16 protein-coding genes are annotated in these 17,400 nt (G+C 43.5%); all 16 read right to left on the bottom strand.

Going from position 1 to position 17,400, the window contains the following annotated elements:
* A partial coding sequence (locus AAGU76_RS19200; RefSeq protein WP_342486314.1) for an acyl-CoA dehydrogenase family protein occupies window positions 1–107 on the bottom strand: 107 nt, incomplete at its 3' end.
* A 112-nt stretch (window positions 108–219) separates the two neighbouring features.
* A complete protein-coding gene (gene iolN, locus AAGU76_RS19195) occupies window positions 220–1,353 on the bottom strand; it encodes a 3-dehydro-scyllo-inosose hydrolase (RefSeq protein ID WP_342487138.1) in 1,134 nt (377 codons plus the stop codon).
* 77 nt (window positions 1,354–1,430) lie between these two features.
* Window positions 1,431–2,450: a zinc-binding alcohol dehydrogenase family protein gene (locus AAGU76_RS19190; RefSeq protein WP_342487137.1), complete on the bottom strand. Its 1,020-nt coding sequence runs from the start codon at window positions 2,448–2,450 to the stop codon at window positions 1,431–1,433.
* Entirely contained in the window at window positions 2,447–4,027 is a 1,581-nt protein-coding gene (locus AAGU76_RS19185) for a malonate decarboxylase subunit alpha (protein ID WP_342487141.1), read from the bottom strand. The genes AAGU76_RS19190 and AAGU76_RS19185 overlap by 4 nt, the downstream gene beginning before the upstream one ends.
* Window positions 4,027–5,253 (bottom strand): acetyl-CoA C-acetyltransferase, encoded by a 1,227-nt coding sequence (locus AAGU76_RS19180; RefSeq protein WP_342487136.1) that lies wholly within the window; start codon window positions 5,251–5,253, stop codon window positions 4,027–4,029. Before AAGU76_RS19180 ends, AAGU76_RS19185 begins: the two co-directional genes overlap by 1 nt.
* Before the next feature lie 11 nt (window positions 5,254–5,264).
* Window positions 5,265–5,990 carry an SDR family oxidoreductase gene (locus tag AAGU76_RS19175; protein WP_342487135.1) on the bottom strand — a complete coding sequence of 242 codons (726 nt, stop codon included), beginning with the start codon at window positions 5,988–5,990 and terminating at the stop codon, window positions 5,265–5,267.
* A gap of 49 nt (window positions 5,991–6,039) precedes the next feature.
* Window positions 6,040–7,311 (bottom strand): TRAP transporter large permease, encoded by a 1,272-nt coding sequence (locus AAGU76_RS19170; RefSeq protein ID WP_342487134.1) that lies wholly within the window; start codon window positions 7,309–7,311, stop codon window positions 6,040–6,042.
* Entirely contained in the window at window positions 7,311–7,850 is a 540-nt protein-coding gene (locus tag AAGU76_RS19165; RefSeq protein ID WP_342487140.1) for a TRAP transporter small permease, read from the bottom strand. The genes AAGU76_RS19170 and AAGU76_RS19165 overlap by 1 nt, the downstream gene beginning before the upstream one ends.
* A 50-nt stretch (window positions 7,851–7,900) precedes the next feature.
* Window positions 7,901–8,962: a TRAP transporter substrate-binding protein gene (locus AAGU76_RS19160; RefSeq protein ID WP_342487133.1), complete on the bottom strand. Its 1,062-nt coding sequence runs from the start codon at window positions 8,960–8,962 to the stop codon at window positions 7,901–7,903.
* 259 nt (window positions 8,963–9,221) lie between these two features.
* Complete coding sequence (locus AAGU76_RS19155) at window positions 9,222–10,694, bottom strand: sigma 54-interacting transcriptional regulator (protein ID WP_342487132.1); 1,473 nt, start codon at window positions 10,692–10,694, stop codon at window positions 9,222–9,224.
* Between the two features lie 232 nt (window positions 10,695–10,926).
* Complete coding sequence (gene larA / locus AAGU76_RS19150; RefSeq protein ID WP_342487131.1) at window positions 10,927–12,171, bottom strand: nickel-dependent lactate racemase; 1,245 nt, start codon at window positions 12,169–12,171, stop codon at window positions 10,927–10,929.
* 11 nt (window positions 12,172–12,182) lie between these two features.
* Window positions 12,183–14,051: an aldehyde ferredoxin oxidoreductase family protein gene (locus tag AAGU76_RS19145; RefSeq protein WP_342487130.1), complete on the bottom strand. Its 1,869-nt coding sequence runs from the start codon at window positions 14,049–14,051 to the stop codon at window positions 12,183–12,185.
* Window positions 14,052–14,064: 13 nt separating this feature from the next.
* Entirely contained in the window at window positions 14,065–14,289 is a 225-nt protein-coding gene (locus AAGU76_RS19140; protein ID WP_342487129.1) for a MoaD/ThiS family protein, read from the bottom strand.
* 221 nt (window positions 14,290–14,510) lie between these two features.
* Window positions 14,511–15,482: a dipeptide ABC transporter ATP-binding protein gene (locus tag AAGU76_RS19135; protein ID WP_342487128.1), complete on the bottom strand. Its 972-nt coding sequence runs from the start codon at window positions 15,480–15,482 to the stop codon at window positions 14,511–14,513.
* Window positions 15,479–16,474 (bottom strand): ABC transporter ATP-binding protein, encoded by a 996-nt coding sequence (locus AAGU76_RS19130; protein WP_342487127.1) that lies wholly within the window; start codon window positions 16,472–16,474, stop codon window positions 15,479–15,481. Before AAGU76_RS19130 ends, AAGU76_RS19135 begins: the two co-directional genes overlap by 4 nt.
* Before the next feature lie 10 nt (window positions 16,475–16,484).
* The gene (locus AAGU76_RS19125; protein WP_342487126.1) at window positions 16,485–17,393 is read right to left on the bottom strand and encodes an ABC transporter permease; all 909 of its coding nucleotides are present in this window, start codon (window positions 17,391–17,393) and stop codon (window positions 16,485–16,487) included.
* Window positions 17,394–17,400: the final 7 nt, after the last annotated feature.

Here is a 17,400-nt window from a genome sequence, read left to right as displayed (position 1 = left end):
CTGGCCTCCTGGTCTATTTCTGCCGCTATGGGTTCCACTTCTTTCACGGCGAACTCTCTAACCATTTTTCTGACCAGTTCCTGTTCCTTTGTCAAACTGAAATTCATTCTTGCCTCCTGCTCAATTGATTACATCATTTTAAAATAAAATATTAACAATGTTTCTAAATTAAGAAAAATGGGATATCTCCCATTTTTCCTAAGGTATCATCAGATCAGATTAATCGTTAAATACGCCTATCTTCTTAAGACCATGAACTGACATCCATCCTTTGCTCATCGGTTCTTTAAGGCATGGTTCCAATTCTTCCCTGGTTCTCATTGTAATCTTCTCTATGGAAGGAACCTGTCCTGCCGGGAATGCTTCAAGAACTTCGTCCATAAGCAGTGTCAGATAACTGCAGATTGCTGCTATCGGACGTTTTGCCTTGTCAGCAGTTGCTTTTGTAGGATATCCCACAACACCTTCAGGAGTTCCGTAGATTTCCATTGCTGAATGTCCCTGTGCCTCAACCCATGAATGAGGTCTTCTGTAGGCATCGCATGCGGTATCGTAGTGCCCCTGCAGCATCATGGCTGAGGGTTCGGTATCAACAGCTGAACTCATATCAATCATATCGGGGAAAAGCAATAAGCCTACAGAAGTCTCAGATTCATCTGCATGCACAAACTGTGATGACACATAATCATCCTTGCTTGGCTGAGCATAGAAGAATTCTCTAACAACCCTGTGCCAGTCAACTAAGGTAACAAATGCAGGAAGCTGGAATCTTTTGAAGAACTCCTGGATTGCAGCTTCTATCATCCAGTGATGACCGTGGTTGTTAACCAGTATGATTTTTCTGAAGCCGTCATCCCACAATCCAAGCATTGTGTATATGAGCATTTCTTTAACAGTTGTTTCCGGAATTATTACGGTGCCTGCCATGCCAACATGGTGGTATGGGTGTCCGCCGTAGTTTAAAGGAGGAAATGCAAGGCTTACTTCCTTTCCGTCCTTAATGGATTTTCTTTTCACAGCTTCGCATATCTGGCTTACCATGAATGTATCCAAACCGCTGTTTGCATGCAATCCATGGTTTTCAGTGCATCCTATAGGAACAATTACAACGTCATTTTTTCTTCTTGTTTCTACAACCTTTGATCTTGGAGTGTTTTGAATGTATGTTCCTGCGGTACCCAGACCTGACGGCGACGGAATTTCATAATCTTCTTTCAATATGCGGTCGATTTCAGACATGGGAGCATCCCATATTTTCTTTTTCATTCTTCCTACGGCAGTGTCTTCAAATACTATTTCCGGCAGCTCTGTTGTCAGCCATTTTCCTCTTGGATTTAAATTTCCTTTTACCATTTCTATTCCTCCTAGTGTCATAGATTAACTATGCAATTTGAATTATATTTTATTGGATTTATCCAATGGTTAACTTATTAAAATTTGATTATGGTCTTTAAGTTGTTTCCTATGTTTCTGTCCAGATCTTCAAATGCCTGGGCTGTTTGGTCAATGTCATACATGTTTGTTATCATGGGTGATATGTCTATTCGGCCTGACCTTACGATGTCTATGAGTTCAATAAAGTCTTCCTTCAATGCGTTTCGGCTGCCGAAAATGTTTAGCTCCTTCCTCTGCACTATGCTGAAATCGAAGTCCATTTTCCTGCTGCTTATTCCAACTTCCACAATTCTAGCCATGTGTGCTGCACCATCGATGCAGTTCATCATTGTCATCGGATGCCCTACGGCTTCTATCAACACATCAAACCCTTTGCCGTCAGTTATGGCATCTACTTTTTCCTTGAAATTTTCGTTGTTGTCATTGAAAATAACTCCGTCGGCCCCCATCTTTTGTGCGAATGCCAGCTTTTGCTCAACAACGTCGCTTATGTACACCTCCGCTCCCTTGAGCTTTGCTGCCATTAATGCAAATATGCCGATTGTTCCGGCTCCCACCACCAGGACTTTTTCACCAGGCTGCACATTTGCTCTTTTAACAGCATGGTAGCTTATGCAAAAAGGCTCAATGAGAACCAGAGTCTTTGCGTTTAGCCCCTTGCCGTCATATATCCTTTCGATGGGCATTGTAATATACTCGGCAAATCCGCCGTCTATAGCCAGGCCCATAGTCTTGTTATGAACGCAGCAGTTAACGAAGCCTCTTTCGCACGAATAACACTCATGGCAGTTGAAATAAGGGTTTACCGTAACGATTGTTCCTTCCTTCAATCCATATTCATTTTCTTCTATTTCCACAATTTCTGCAGACAGTTCATGCCCCGGAATCCTTGGATAGCTGGCGTAAGCGTCCATATGGCCTTTGTAGAGACCCATGTCGGAACCGCAAATGCCGCCGTAAATGATCCTAAGCAGCGCTTCACCTTTTTTCGGTTTCGGCTTGTTTCCTGTTTTTATTTCAACCTTCTTGGGTTCAGCCATGGAAACATATTTCATTTGTATGCACCTCCTTCTATGGTAAAGTTCATGGGTTCATCAATGAATATTTTTTCATCCATATATTTCAGGTTTTCTGAAATTATTGGTCTGAACTCCATTTGACCCAGTATGTCTTTTTCTATGTCGATGCCGGGTGCGATTTCAGTAAGCAAAAGTCCATCCTTCGTCAGTCTGAACACTGCCCTTTCTGTCACAAACTGCACCGATTTATTGTTTTTCACCGCCACATCACCGCTGAACGTAATCTGCTGAAGGTTGTTTATAAACTTCCTGGTGCTTCCCTCCTCAGCTATTACAAGCTTCCTGTCCTTGATGTCCACCTTTAGGCCGCCTGCCGTAAACGTTCCGCAGAACACAATGTTTTTAACATTTTGTGAAATATCTATGAAGCCTCCGCATCCGGTTACCTTTTTCCCGAATCGTGATACGTTGATGTTTCCGCACGGATCGCACTGCGCTAATCCAAGAAACGAGATGTCCAGTCCTCCTCCGTCTATGTAGTCGAACATGTATGTCTGGTCAATTATTGCATCCGGACAAAGTGAAGCTCCGAAATTCATGTTTCCCAGTGCAACTCCGCCAACTATACCACTTTCGATTATTGTGGTAATCCTGGAATCCTGCCCTTCTTCGTTGAGCACTGACGCTACAACCTCAGGTATTCCTATTCCGAAGTTCACAACCTTCATGTCTGCAGTAAGACACATTGCAGCCCTCCTTGCAATTATCTTGCGGCAGTTCATGGGCTCCTTTACGGAAGTTCCTTCAATTACTATGTCATTTCGCGTAAACCTTGGATCGAAGTATGTTCCATAGTTCTGTCGGTGATTTTTTTCAGGGTCTTCGGCAACTACTATGTAGTCAACCATTATATGCGGTATTTTAACATTCTGAGGAAGTATGCTCCCCTTTCTGACCACTTTTTCCACCTGAACGATTACAGTTCCGCCGTTGTTCTTTGCTGCTGATGCAATTGAAATACCTTCCAGCGTCAACGGCTCATTTTCGAAGCTTATGTTTCCCTGCTCGTCGGCAGTTGTGCCTCTTATTACAGCCAAATTGACCTTCGGCACTTTGTAGGAAAGATAATCTTCTCCGTCGATACATAGCTTTTCAACTATGTCATCCTTGGCGATGGAATTCAGTTTAGCACCGCCGAGATCAGGGTCGATGAATGTCTTTAATCCGACCTTTGTAATGAGCCTTGGCCTTCCTGCAGCGCTTTCCCTGTAAAGGTGAGCCAGAATTCCCTGCGGTATGTTATATCCTTCAATTATCTCCTGTTCAATCATGCTTCCAAGCATGGGCATCCTTGCAAAATGTCCGCCAATCATCCGCTTTATGAGTCCCTGATGGGCCAGCACATTGGCACCGGCCGACTTTCCGTCTCCCACACCGCCGGTATGAACCATTGTTATGTTCCTGGGGTGCCCCTCATCTAAAAATCTCTTTTCTATGGCTAAAAAAATTTCTTCTGCAGAGCCGATTCCCAAAAATCCTCCGATGCCCATTATGGAATCGTCCTCTATGGCTGATGCGGCTTTTTCTGCAGAAACAAACTTTTCATTTCGCATCATTTCATCCCCCCATATTTTTTTATTACCAGCGCGGTTCCCAATCCACCTCCGATGCACAGTGATGCCAGACCAAATTCTGCTTCAGGTCTTTTCATCATTTCATTTATCAAAGTGATAACTATCCTTGAACCTGATGCTGCGACCGGATGCCCCAATGCTATGGCTCCTCCGTTTACATTTGTCTTTTCTATGATATTGTCCGAGGGAATGCCATAGATTCTCTCCAGCTCCTTAACGGTTCCAAGCGCCTGCGCGGCAAAAGCTTCATTCAGCTCTATAATGTCCATGTCTGCAAGTGTCATGTTTGCATTTTCAAGAGCTCGTTCAATGGCACCAACGGGTCCCAGTCCCATTATTGAAGGATCTATCCCCTTTTGTCCCGTTGATATTATTTCTGCCATTGGTTTTAAACCGTACTCTGAAACCGCGTCTTCGGAAGCAAGAATCACAATGGCTGCACCGTCATTTAACTGTGATGAATTGCCGGCTGTTACGGTTCCGCCTTTTTTGAATGCAGGTTTCAGTTTGTTAAGCCCTTCTGCTGTTGTGTTTCTTGTGATGCTTTCATCTGTGTTGAAAACATGTTCCTCACCCTTTTTGTCCTTATATTTAACGGGCGCTATCTCATCAACAAAACGTCCGCCGTCTATGGCATCCATAGACCTTCTTTGCGACAAAAGTGCGAATGAATCCTGTTCTTCCCTTGTGATGTTAAGTTTTTCCGACACATTTTCAGCAGTCACACCCATTAAGTACCCGTTGAACTGGTCGATGAGACCGTCGCAATAAAGGGAATCCTCCACAGTTACTGATTCGTTTCCCATCCTTACGCCTTTTCTGACCTTGTTGGTAAGTATGAAAGGCACCTGAGACATGTTTTCAACTCCGCCGCACATTACTACGCTGCTTCCTGCCTGAATGGAATTGAATCCCAGCATTATTGCCTTCATGCCGCTGCCGCACTGCATGTTTACTGTGGTTGCCGGCACCTCAACAGGTATTCCGGCTTCCAGCTGCATTCTTCGTGCAATGCTGGGGCCCTGTCCTGCGGAATGCTGGTGGCCCATGTATATTTCATCTATTTTGGCAGCGTCCAAATTTATTTCCGATAACACTTGTTTTGCAACCTGCGCTGCCATCTCGCCGGGTTTTACCGTCGATAAACTGCCGAGGAACTTTCCTATTGCTGTTCTCTTTCCCCCGACTATATAGACTTTTTTCATCTCAAATCCTCCTAAAGCCTTAGTCCGCCGTTGACGCATATAACCTGGCCGTTGATGAAAGATGCTTCGTCGCTGGCCAAAAACAAGGCTGTGTTTGCAACTTCAATGGGCTGACACATACGTTTGAGAGGGGTTCTTTCTATTAAAGGTTCCAAAATTTTGGCAGGAATATTTTTTGCCATTTCAGTTTCTATATTGTCCGGCGCAAGTATATTGGATCTTATTTCTCCGCCCTTAAGGTTCAATTCCTTTGCCCAGGTGTACACCATACCTATCAGTCCGGCTTTCGTTGCCGCATAGTTTGTTTGTCCAATGTTGCCGTAAACTCCGCTTCCTGATGAAATACATATTATTGAACCCTTCTTTTGCTCAAGCATAAATGGCGCCATAGCCTGAGTCATGTTGAATGTTCCCTTCAAATTAACATTGATTACTGCATCCCATTTGTCTTCAGTCATTTTAACCAGCATTCCGTCTCTAACAATTGCGGCATTGTTTATCAAAACATCCACCCGGTTGTATTCGTTTTTGATTCTTTCAACAAATTCAGCTATTACGTCTCTGTTGGTTATGTCAAGCTTAACATGTTTTACCAACTCATGATCATAGCCTCCCTCGCTTACATCAACTGAATATATGACGGCAGGATTTTCTTCTGCAAAACGTCTGCAGATTTCATATCCCACTCCTCTTGAACCTCCTGTGACTACAACAACTTTATTATCAAGTCTGTTCATTGATTTTTCCTCGATTCTGTCATTTTTTATTTATTGATATTTATTATTGTTACAGCATGTTCGGCAACAGCATTACGATATCAGGAATGTATGTCAGCAACATCAATATTGAAAACATAATTACTATGTAGCATATCAGGTACCTGTTTATCACTGTTTCAGCCGGCTGGTTATCAAGCCCAGCCGCCACGTATATGTTGACGCCCAGAGGCGGTGTCAGCATTCCTATTGCAAGGTTTATACACATTACAATACCAAAATGCACCGGGTTTATGCCGTAGGCGGTCAAGGCAGGATATAAAATCGGAGCCAGTATTAGTATGGCAGCTGTGGTTTCCAGGAAACATCCCACAATCATAAGTAAAATGTTTACCAGAAGCAGGAATATAATATAACTGTCAGACAAACTGATTAAAAAGTTTGCTGCTATGGCCGGAATCTGCTCCCTTGCCATCACATATCCGAATACGCCTGCTGCAGAAACAATGAACATTACCATTCCTGAGGATGAAGCTGCAGATAAGATTACGCCCTTTAGTTCATCCAGCTTAAGCTCCTTGTATACGAAGATACCTACTATGAATCCGTAAACGCAGGCAATTGCTGCAGACTCTGTGGGGGTAAAAACTCCTCCGTAAATGCCTCCCAAAATTATAACAGGCATAAGCAAAGCACCGATGGAATTAATTGTTGCGTACCACAGCTGACGAAATGAAAAACTGGTCCTTGGAATCTGCTTTTTGATCCCGTACCATACTGCCACAAACATCATTCCGACTCCAAGAATTATTCCCGGCAGCAGCCCTCCTGCAAACATGTCTCCGATTGATACCTCTGTGACCGAAGCATAGTTGATCATTACGGTGCTGGGGGGAATGATACAGCCTAATATTCCTGCCGCAGCTATTGTTGACAATGAAAATTTAATGTCATATCCCTGTTCCTTAAGTGACGGAAGCATAACCGATCCGATGGCTGCAGCAGTTGCCGTAGGTGATCCCGAAAGTGCTCCGAACAGCATGCAGGCAAAGATGGTAACAACTCCAAGCCCGCCGGGCATCCAACCAACACATGCATTTGCAAAGCCGACTAACCTCTTGGAAATTCCGCCGCTGCTCATTAATGCTCCCGCCAGCATGAAAAATGGAATTGCCATCAGCGTGAAGCTGTCTATGGATGTAAACAGCTTCTGCCCTGCCACAAATATAGGAATCGCGCCGTCATAGGCAATAGCTGCCACGCCTCCGGCAGCTAAGGTAAGAGCTATGGGCATACCGAAAATAAGGGTAATTCCAAATACAATAAACAATACTGCCGCCATTACAGGTCACCTTCCTTTCTAAATTTCTCAACTATGTTTTCTACCGAATGAAAGATACTCATGGCAAACCCTATGGGCAAAGCCAGGTAGACAATATACATTGGAATTCTCATCATTGTAGAAACCTGACCTGTACTTTTGAACTGAAGCACCATCTGGATGGATAAAACGAACAGGATTGCAAACATTAACGCTGTCGCAAATGCTTCTATCTTTTCAACAACCACGTAAACTTTCTGTGGAAGCATATCTACAAATGCCTTTATTCCAAGATGTGACCCTTTCCTTACACCAATGCTCACTCCAAAATAGATGCTGTAAATCATCAGGTAGCGGGCAAGTTCTTCTCCCATGGTAAATGGAATCTTCAGCACATACCTGCAAAGGACACTCCAAAACACCACAAGGGTCATTGCCAGAAAAGATATTATAGTAATTGAATCTTCAATTTTACGAACAATTTTCTTTATGGTTGACATATGATATCCGTACTCCACACGGCCAGTCGCCTGGAATACGCTCCTTTCTGATTTTGCCACTATTTCCAAAATGACAGTTTCCTTCATTTTGGAAATAATGGTTAATCGTATTAATTGAATTTTGCGGCTGCTTCTTTAACGCGGTTTACCATGTCTTCTTCAATTCCCATGGTTCCGACATATTTTTCATAAACAGTTTTAACCGCTGCCGACCATTCGTCTGCATTTATTTCATAGAATGTAGCACCTGCAGATTCCATTTCTTTTTTAGCTTTTTCAAACACTTTGTCAATTTCATTTCTTTCGTAAAGTTTAGCTTCCTGAGCTGCTTCCAGAATGATGGCCTGAATATCTGCCGGAAGAGAGTCCCACAGCTTTTGGCTCATGAGAAGCGGAGCGGGGCTATATCCATGATTTGTCAGAGTAATGTTAGGAGCAACTTCATGAAACTTAGCCGAGTACATGTTTGGTACCGTTGTTGAGTCCACACCGTCGCATACACCCTGCTGAAGCGAGGTGTAAATATCTCCCCAGGCTATAACTACAGCAGTGGCACCGAAGCTAGAAAATACATCTGTCTGCAGCTTGCTTTCTATGGCTCTTATTTTCTTCCCCTTCATATCAGCAAGGGATTTTATTGGTTCCTTGGATCCAATGGCGTACAGGCCGTTTTCCCAATAGCTGAGCCCTTTAATTCCAACCTTGGACAATGAATCAAGCACTTCTTGTCCTATTTCGCTGTCCAGTACCCCGCGGGCTGCTGCCTTTGAAGGGAACAGATAAGGCAAGTCCCAAATGTTGTTTGTGTCTGTAAAGTTAGAAAGAGTTGCAGAACTGCCTATAGCAAAGTCCACCGTACCCATTTGAAGACCTTCCATGGTGTCTCTTTCTCCGCCCAGCTGACCTCCGGAATAAACTGTCAGTTCAATTTTTCCGCCGCTTTTTTCCTTTAGAAGCCTTGAAAATTCCAGAAGTCCTAAATCCCATGGGGCTCCGGGCGCCAACACGTTAGCTGCTTTCCATTTGTAAACTGTTTCATTGCCTGCACTTGCGTTTCCTCCGCTAGTTTCATTTGAAGATGAAGGCTGAGTATTTCCTGCGCTTGATCCGCCGCAGGCAACCAATGATAATACCAGTAAAACAGATAATACGATTGAAACTATTTTTTTCATTTCTACCTCCCAATTTTTTGTTTGTTAATTATCATACTTAATGCAACATTCATGCCAATGTCAAAATATATGTTTAAACGTTAAAAATGTTCAAATACAGCCACCTTATAAAAATTCTAAATATAAAAGAAACAAAAAACCGATACATTAATGTATCGGTTTTTTGTTACGGTTTAAATTCATTGCAAATACATTGTTATAAACGATACAATTTTGCATCGGACTGATACAAAATTGTATCACACATGGCGGTTTATTGTTAATCCTGATTAAGTTTAATTCCCAGCCTTTTCGCTTTTCTGATTATGGTCGGTTGTGAAACTCCAAGTACTTCAGCTACCTTTCTGCTGCTTTTATACTTCTTAACAGCATTTTCAATTACCCTCTTTTCTGTTACATCAACAGCATGCTGCAGACTTTCCAGATTTACGTCCATGGAAACGCGCTCTCCGTTGATTGCCAGTTCAACTTCATCCTTGGTTATCTTATTTCCGTCACCGATAACTACAAGCCTTTCAACCGTATGTTCCAGATCCCTTACGTTTCCGGGCCAACTGTGCATTTCCATCCGGGTTATTGCTGCCGGTTCATAGTACTTGCTTTTTTTGTATTTTTCATTGAACTTGTTGAGAAAGGCGTTGGCTAAACTGGTAATGTCTTCTCCCCTTTCCCTGAGAGGAGGAATTTTTATTGTAATTACATTCAGGCGGTAAAATAAGTCCTCTCTGAATTGTTTGTTGGCAACCATTTCTTCAAGGTCCATGTTTGTAGTGGCCAGTATACGCACATCAATCTTAACGTTTTCTGTACCGCCAACCCTTATTATTTCATGTTCCTGCAGTGTCCTAAGCAGCTTAGCCTGCATGGACATGGGCAGAACCTCCACCTCATCAAGCAGTACTGTTCCTCCGTTTGCCATCTCCAAAAGTCCAGTCTTGCCTTTTTGAAGGGCACCGGTGAATGCTCCCTTTTCATATCCAAACAGCTCTGATTCAAATAAGTTTTCGGGAATTGCTCCGCAGTTGATCCGTATGTAATGCTTGTCTTTGCGGTTGCTTCTCATTAATATCTCCTTTGCAACCACTTCTTTTCCCGTGCCTGTTTCTCCGCTTATCAGCACGGTAGTATCTATGCCGGCAGTCTGGCTTATAAGGTACTTTATTTTACGCATGCACTGCGAATCACCGATGAATGTGTCTCTAAACTGAAGTTTTTTATAATAGTCCAGATTTTGTTCTACTTTGTTTATTTTGTTTTTAAGTTCTATGACATCAGTCAGGTCGCGTACTACGGCTGCAACGTGGGTAACCTCTTTTTCTGCACCGCTTTTGAATATGGGTATGCTTATAAAGAGCACAACCTTTTCAGTATTTCCAAGTCTTGTAACACCGCAAACAGTCTTTTTTTCATTAAAGGCCAGGTCAGAAAGCCTCGGAGCATTCTCTACATTGAACTCTTCAAGGTCCACTTCATTTAGTTTTCGCAGCAATTGCGGCACGGCATATTCGTCATAACCGAGAAAAAAGTTGTTCTTTTCCCTGAATACCCCCATATTCCAAAGATCAGAAATTGTCTTTCCTATGATTTCTTCCTTGCTGACCCCCAGAATATTAAGGCAAGGCCCATTGGCATCTATTATAGGGCCGTCCTTGCTTACAATATAGACTGCATCTCCAGTGAATTCTCCCATTTTAATAGGTGATAACTGTGATAAATAAAACTCCTTTTCCATTTCGCCACTCCTTATAGTTAGCTCTGACATACATTTGACTAATATTTAACGCACCATCATAAGGCTATATTCATAACATTGTCATAATAAACTTTTTATATTATATCAGATTAAAATATGTTTTTCGACATATTTATAAATATCTTTTAAAAATAGTAAGTTGTATATTCCGTCAATACAAAAAGATGTCAGAAACTATGTCAATTCCTGACATCTCTGACATCAGCGGCTATTATTCACAGCAGGGCAGTGTGCTTCCGCCTGCCGGCATCACTATTACTCTTGAATTTATTCCTGTAACCCTTTCAGCTTCATCCACAGCTTCCTGAAGATTTGTAAAATGCCTGAATCCCATGTGCTCTACTGTAGCCTTGTCGTAGTCGGTTACCATGTAGATATCAGCCTTCATAAGCGTCATGGCAATTGCAGCTGCCTTGTGCCCTCCAAGCACGAAATGTTCCCTAATGTCTCTGACCATCTGTTCCTTGGTCTTGGTCATCATCCACTCTTCGAAAACCTTGTTTTCAAATCCTTCCCTGCAGGATGCGCAAAGAATTATGATTCCTCCGTCCTTTACCGCGTGCCTTGCGTTGTCCAGTGCTTTCTGAGCCTGATAGATGTTTATGTCCTTGGGATATCCTCCTGGGGATACAATCACCACATCAGCCCTTTCGCTTATGCTTACCTTGTACATTTCATCCAGTGCCCGGCATGCGGCCCTGTGGGCGTCAATGTAGTGCCCGGCAAAGGCTCCGACAATTGTCTTGTCGAATGACTGAAGCACATTTAAAATAAAATCAATTTTTATGTGCTGTCCTACTTCGTCAATGTCCTGCCTCACAGGGTTTGTGTCAAGATTTCCGGCATGAGCTCCTTCTTTTACCATGTTCGAATGGTTGGCCTGGATTGCAGCATGGCTTGAAACTCCTGGCATCAAAGCCTTAGCTCCGCCTGAATAACCTGCAAAGTAATGAAATTCCACATTTCCCAGGCACACAACTCTATCAGTCTGTGCAACGGGTGTGAATATATCAACGGGAGTATTGTTTCTGCATGTTCCAATGTTCATGCAGTCGTCCATGTCAGAGTCGATGACCTTGTACTTTCTGAACACCTCTTCACCAACCAGGTGAATCTTTTCCTCGTCGGTATGCTTTCTGTGGCTGCCCAGTGCCAGCACAATGGTCACATCTTCGTTTTTGACACCGCCCTTTTCAAGCTCTTCCAAAACATAGGGCAGAACAACCCAGCTTTTTAGCGGACGGGTAATATCACTGGTAACTACTGCAACCTTTTCTCCGGATTTTACCATGCTGCTGAGCATCTTGGAATTTATGGGATTTTTCAAGGCTTCTCTTATGAGTTGATCTTCTGAAAGGTTGGTTTCCTTATTGTTGGGAAGCAGCACCTTAACCGCATGATTGTCTCCTATGACCGCACTCTCATAGTCCCTGTCCCTTTTTAATTTTATTTCCAATTTTTCCTCCGTTATATGCCAAGCCTTTTCAAAGTTTCTTCCGCAGGCTCGCCGTTTTCGTTCCATCCCATGAAATCGTAGTAATCCTTCTTCATGGCAATAAACTTATCCCTGTCCAGCATGTTTCCCTTCATATTTCCGTTTTCAAGAGGCTGGTAAAGTCTCTTTGGCAGTTCCTCCGTTTTCTCGTCCACGCCAAGCTTGTAGTTGATGTACCTTGCCAGGGTTATTCCTCTCTCTCCAGCTTCCACAGCTTCTTCGGCTGTCACATTCCATCCTGTGGCCGAGTTTAACAGCTCCATGAGCTTATCAACCGGAAGGGAACCTCTGGGCACAGGAACGAAATCGCATACGCCTGCCATGTTTAAGAAGCTCCACCACTTTTCAAGCTTTCCGTACAAAATTCCCTTCTCCTTGCCGTATTCCAGCGCTCCCACAGGTTCAGTCAAACCTATAGGATTCATATTTGTAAGATTTTCTCCGGCGCTTGCCACAAGCGTGTCGTGACCTGCCTGCATGTGGTCGGCTCCCGTAGGTGACAGGGAATATCCAAGGCCTACTCCCACCTTTCCCCTTGGATCGTGCATGGGTAGTTCCTGCCCCTTTACGTGCATTGCAAATTCTTCGGAACCCATGCCGAACTCTTCTGACGCTCCTTTTACGCCTTTGGCAAGGATTGCTCCGAGGCCTTTTTTATAAACTATCTTTTCTATCATTTCAAGCAGCGCTTTTTCGTTGCCGAATTTCAGTTCAATTCCATCAGTCTGTACGCTGCCGATAATTCCTTTTTCATAGCATTCCATTGCAAAGGCTATGGCAACTCCGGTTGAAATGGTGTCTATACCCATATCATTGCATATTTCATGTGTCTTGGCAATGAGCTCCAGGTTATCTATGCCACACATGGAGCCCATGGCGCCTATTGTTTCATATTCAGGTCCTCCGAACTTAGGGTCTACCGTCAGATTTTCCCTGTTCACTTCCACAACCCTCTTGCACCTTATGGGACATGAAAAGCAGCCTTCTCTTTTTTTCAGTATCGTTTCAGCCATGGCCTCCCCTGAAATCTTTTCCGCTCCTTCAAATGATCCGTCCCTGAAATTTCTGGTAGGCAGCACGCCTGCCTTTTCATTGGATGTGACGGATGCGGCGGTACCGTAGAGGTACAGTCCGTAAGTCAGAGGTTTTTCCTTGAAGTACTGAGAATACCACTTGCTGATATCAAGGATACTTTTGCTGTCGTGAAATTCAATTCCCTTTGTTCCTTTTACGGCTATGGCTTTTACTTTTTTTGCTCCCATAACTGCTCCCATGCCGTTTCGTCCGCATGCGTGCTTCAAATCGTTGATGATGCACGAATACTGCACCTGATTTTCACCTGCAGGCCCTATCTGTGACACCTTGACGCTGCTGTCGCCCAATTCTTCCTTTATAAGGCTGTTTGTCTCGCCGATTCCTTTTCCCCAAAGGTGGGAAGCCTCCCTAATTTCAACTTCGTCATCCTTTATATGAATGTAGACAGGTCCCTTGGCTTCTCCTTCAAATATGATGCCGTCCCAGCCTGCCTTTTTTAGTTCAGGCGCAAAAAATCCTCCGGATTCGGAAATTCCGAAACCTCCGGTTATTGGAGAAACAGCTCCTACCACAAGCCTCGATGTGCCTGCGTTCGGTATTCCCGACATGATTCCGGTCATAAAGTAGAGCTTGTTTTCTTCAACCATTTTATCTATGCCCCCGGACATTTCATTCTTCATGAAGTATCCTATGAGGCCTTTGCCGCCCATATATTTTCTCATGGTCATTTCATCCAGTTCAATGACTTTTTTGCTGTTGTCATTTAAGTTGATGTTTAAAATTTTACCTGAATACCCGTATTTCATGATTTCACTCCTTTTAACCCCCGTCAAAGACCGGTAGTATGCTTAATTTATCGCTGTTATTAACAACATCATCATTTTGGGCAACTTTGCCGTTTACAAAAAACATGGCATAATCCGTGTTTTTCACAGACAATAGATCCACCACTTCCCTGATTGTGCTGCCGTCTTTAATCTCCAGGTTAATTATGCTCTTTAAACTGATGTCATACAAAAAAACCTTGCTTATTTCAACTATCATACTGACTCTCTCACTTTTTCTTTTATTATGCCAATACTCAAGCAATTAACACTACTATTTTAATACATTAAAGGTCGGAAGTAAAATTGTTTATTGATTAACACATTGTTAAATGCTTCCACTCAAAAATGCAAAAAAGCCCTTGCTATTGCAAGGACCTTCAATGGCTCTTATTCTGCCCTTTTTATTCTTTGCCTATTATCCAATTTATTTAAAATATTTTAAAGCACGAAGTGGCAGGCTGCAGACCTGTCGCCGTAATCCTTCATTTCCGGCTCTTGTTCAGAGCAGATGTCTTTTGCGTAAGGGCATCTTGTGTGGAACCTGCATCCTGACGGAGGATTTACAGGACTGGGTATCTCCCCCGTGAGTATCTTCCTATCTTCTTTCCTCAGCTTAGGGTCGGGCTTTGGAACCGCTTCTATCAGAAATTTCGTATATGGATGAAGCGGTCTTTCATAGATGTCCTCCGTGCTTCCTATTTCACAGATCTTGCCCAGAAACATAACGCAGACCCTGTCCGATATGTGCCTTACCACACTAAGGTCATGGGATATGAAAAGATATGTTAGGTTCATTTCGTTCTGCAGATCGTCAAGCAGGTTCAAAACCTGCGACTGTATGGATACATCCAGAGCAGATACCGGTTCATCGCAGACTACCAGTCTCGGATTCAAAGCAAGTGCCCTTGCTATGCCTATCCTTTGCCTTTGACCTCCGCTGAACTGATGTGGATAACGGTTGATAAACTCCTTACGTATGCCTACCTTCTCCATGAGCTCCTTAACCCTGTCTTCAGTTTCTTTTTTTGTTTTGTATATCTTATGGGTCTCAAGAGGTTCTGCAATTAGCTTACATACATTCATCCTGGGATTTAAGGAAGCATACGGATCCTGGAAAATTATCTGCATTTTCTTTCTCAGCTGCCGCATTTCCTTCTTGTCGAGCTTTTGCACTTCCGCGCCTTCAAAAGTTACGTTTCCGGATGTTGGTTCTATAAGGTTTATCAGAAGCCTTCCAAGTGTGCTTTTGCCGCAGCCCGACTCCCCAACCAGCGACAGCGTTTCTCCCTGGTATATTTTAAAGCTTACACCCGACACAGCCTGCACAAGGCTTTTTTTTCTGCCGCCTGAGCTGGTTATGCTGAAAGTTTTTACTAGATTATTTACTTCTGCCAGCACATTTTCACTCATTTTTTCACCCCGCTTTCATACAAGAAGCATCGTACGCTGTGATTGTTGTCAATCCTGTACAATTCAGGTTCCTGCCTTAAGCATCTTTCCGTCGCCCTTTCACACCTGGGGCTGAACCTGCACCCTTTTGGAAGCTTCATAAGATTAGGCACAACTCCCTTTATGCTGTATAACTTTTCGTCTGATGAATTCATCCTTGGCATGGAACGCAAAAGGCCGTCAGTGTACGGATGGAGCGTATTATCAAAAAGTTCGTTTACTTCGGCCTGTTCCATGACCTTTCCCGCATACATGACGTAGACATAGTCGCAAATCTCAGCAACCACTCCCAGGTTGTGGGTAATCATCATTATGGATGTGTTGTTTTTGTTTCTCAGTTCCCTCATGAGATGAAGTATCTGAGCCTCGATAGTTACATCAAGGGCTGTCGTCGGTTCGTCGGCAATCATGAGCTTTGGAGAGCAGATCATTGCCATTCCTATCATTATCCTTTGCCTGAGCCCTCCTGACAGCTGATGAGGATACGAATTGAATCTTTTGCCTGCTTCGGGAATACCTACACTTTCGAATATTTCTATAACTCTTTTTTTAGCTTCGTCTCTGTCTATGTTTTCATGTATGGTCAGCGCCTCGCTGACCTGTCTGCCTACTGTGTAAACCGGATTCAAAGATGTCATGGGCTCTTGAAATATCATTGAAATTTCATTGCCTCTGATTTTTCTCATCTGTGTCTTGTTAATATTAAGAAGGTTCTTGCCTTCAAATTCAATGGTACCTTCCACGACCTTTCCGGGACGCTGCACCAGCCCCATGACGGACAGGGAGGTGACGCTTTTGCCGCAGCCTGACTCTCCGACTATGCCGATTATTTTACCGGCAGGTATCTCTATGCTGACGCCATCCACCGAAGGGACTACGCCCCTCTTGGTAAAGAAATGTGTTTTCAATCCGTTAATATTCAACAATGGCTGCTCAATGATCAGTTCACTCATTTCATCACTCCTATTCTTTCATGTAAGGGTCTATGGCATCCCTTAATCCGTCACCGAGAAAATTGAATGTCAGCACGATTACAAGAATTGCTATTCCTGGTGCCAGCGCCATTACAGGATTTGTAAACAGAAATTTTTTCCCATTGTTGACCATAAGCCCCCAGCTGGCTTGCGGAGGCTGAGCACCCACTCCAAGAAAGCTTAAGTTAGCCTCCGACAATATTGCTCCGGGTATGTTGGTCGTAAACAATACTATCAATGAAGGAAGACAATTGGGCAATACATGCTTGAACATGATGACACTGTCTTTAACCCCTATGGACCTGGCTGCTTCGATAAACTCCTTTTCCTTCAGGGACATGGTCTGGGAGCGCACAACCCTGGCTGTTCCTGCCCAGTTTATTATGGTCAGTGCAATGAAAAGGTTGAAGGTGCTGGCGCCAAGCGTGTACATTATAACCATGGCCAGAAGCAGCGACGGAAACGCAAGCACCACATCAGCCAGCCTCATGATCACAAAATCAACCTTCCCTCCGAAGTAACCGGATATGAGTCCCAGCATGGCTCCGATCACCATGGATAGAAGAGTGGGAACCAGTCCCACGAACAGCGAAACCCTGCTGCCGTATATTATTCTGCTGAGCACGTCCCTGCCCAGCTCATCGGTACCCAGCAGATGTGCTGCTGATGGTCCCTTAAGCCTTGACAATAAGTCAATGGCGTACGGATCGTAAGGAGCCATAATCGGCGCCAGCACGGCAGTAATTATTATGAACAAAATCAAAACTCCGCTGATGGCTGCAACCTTGTTGGTTTTAATCATGCTCTTTATTTTATCATATAGCTTGTCATTTTCTGCAATTTCAGATTCTATGTCATATTCCTCAGATATTGCTTTGGCTTCTAGATTATTTTCCATTTTTCAC

Origin of the sequence: Sedimentibacter sp. (assembly GCF_038562225.1) — a bacterium.
Lineage (GTDB): Bacteria > Bacillota > Clostridia > Tissierellales > Sedimentibacteraceae > Sedimentibacter.
Note: the sequence above shows the minus strand (reverse complement) of the source record. Positions and strands in the feature narration are given on the sequence as shown.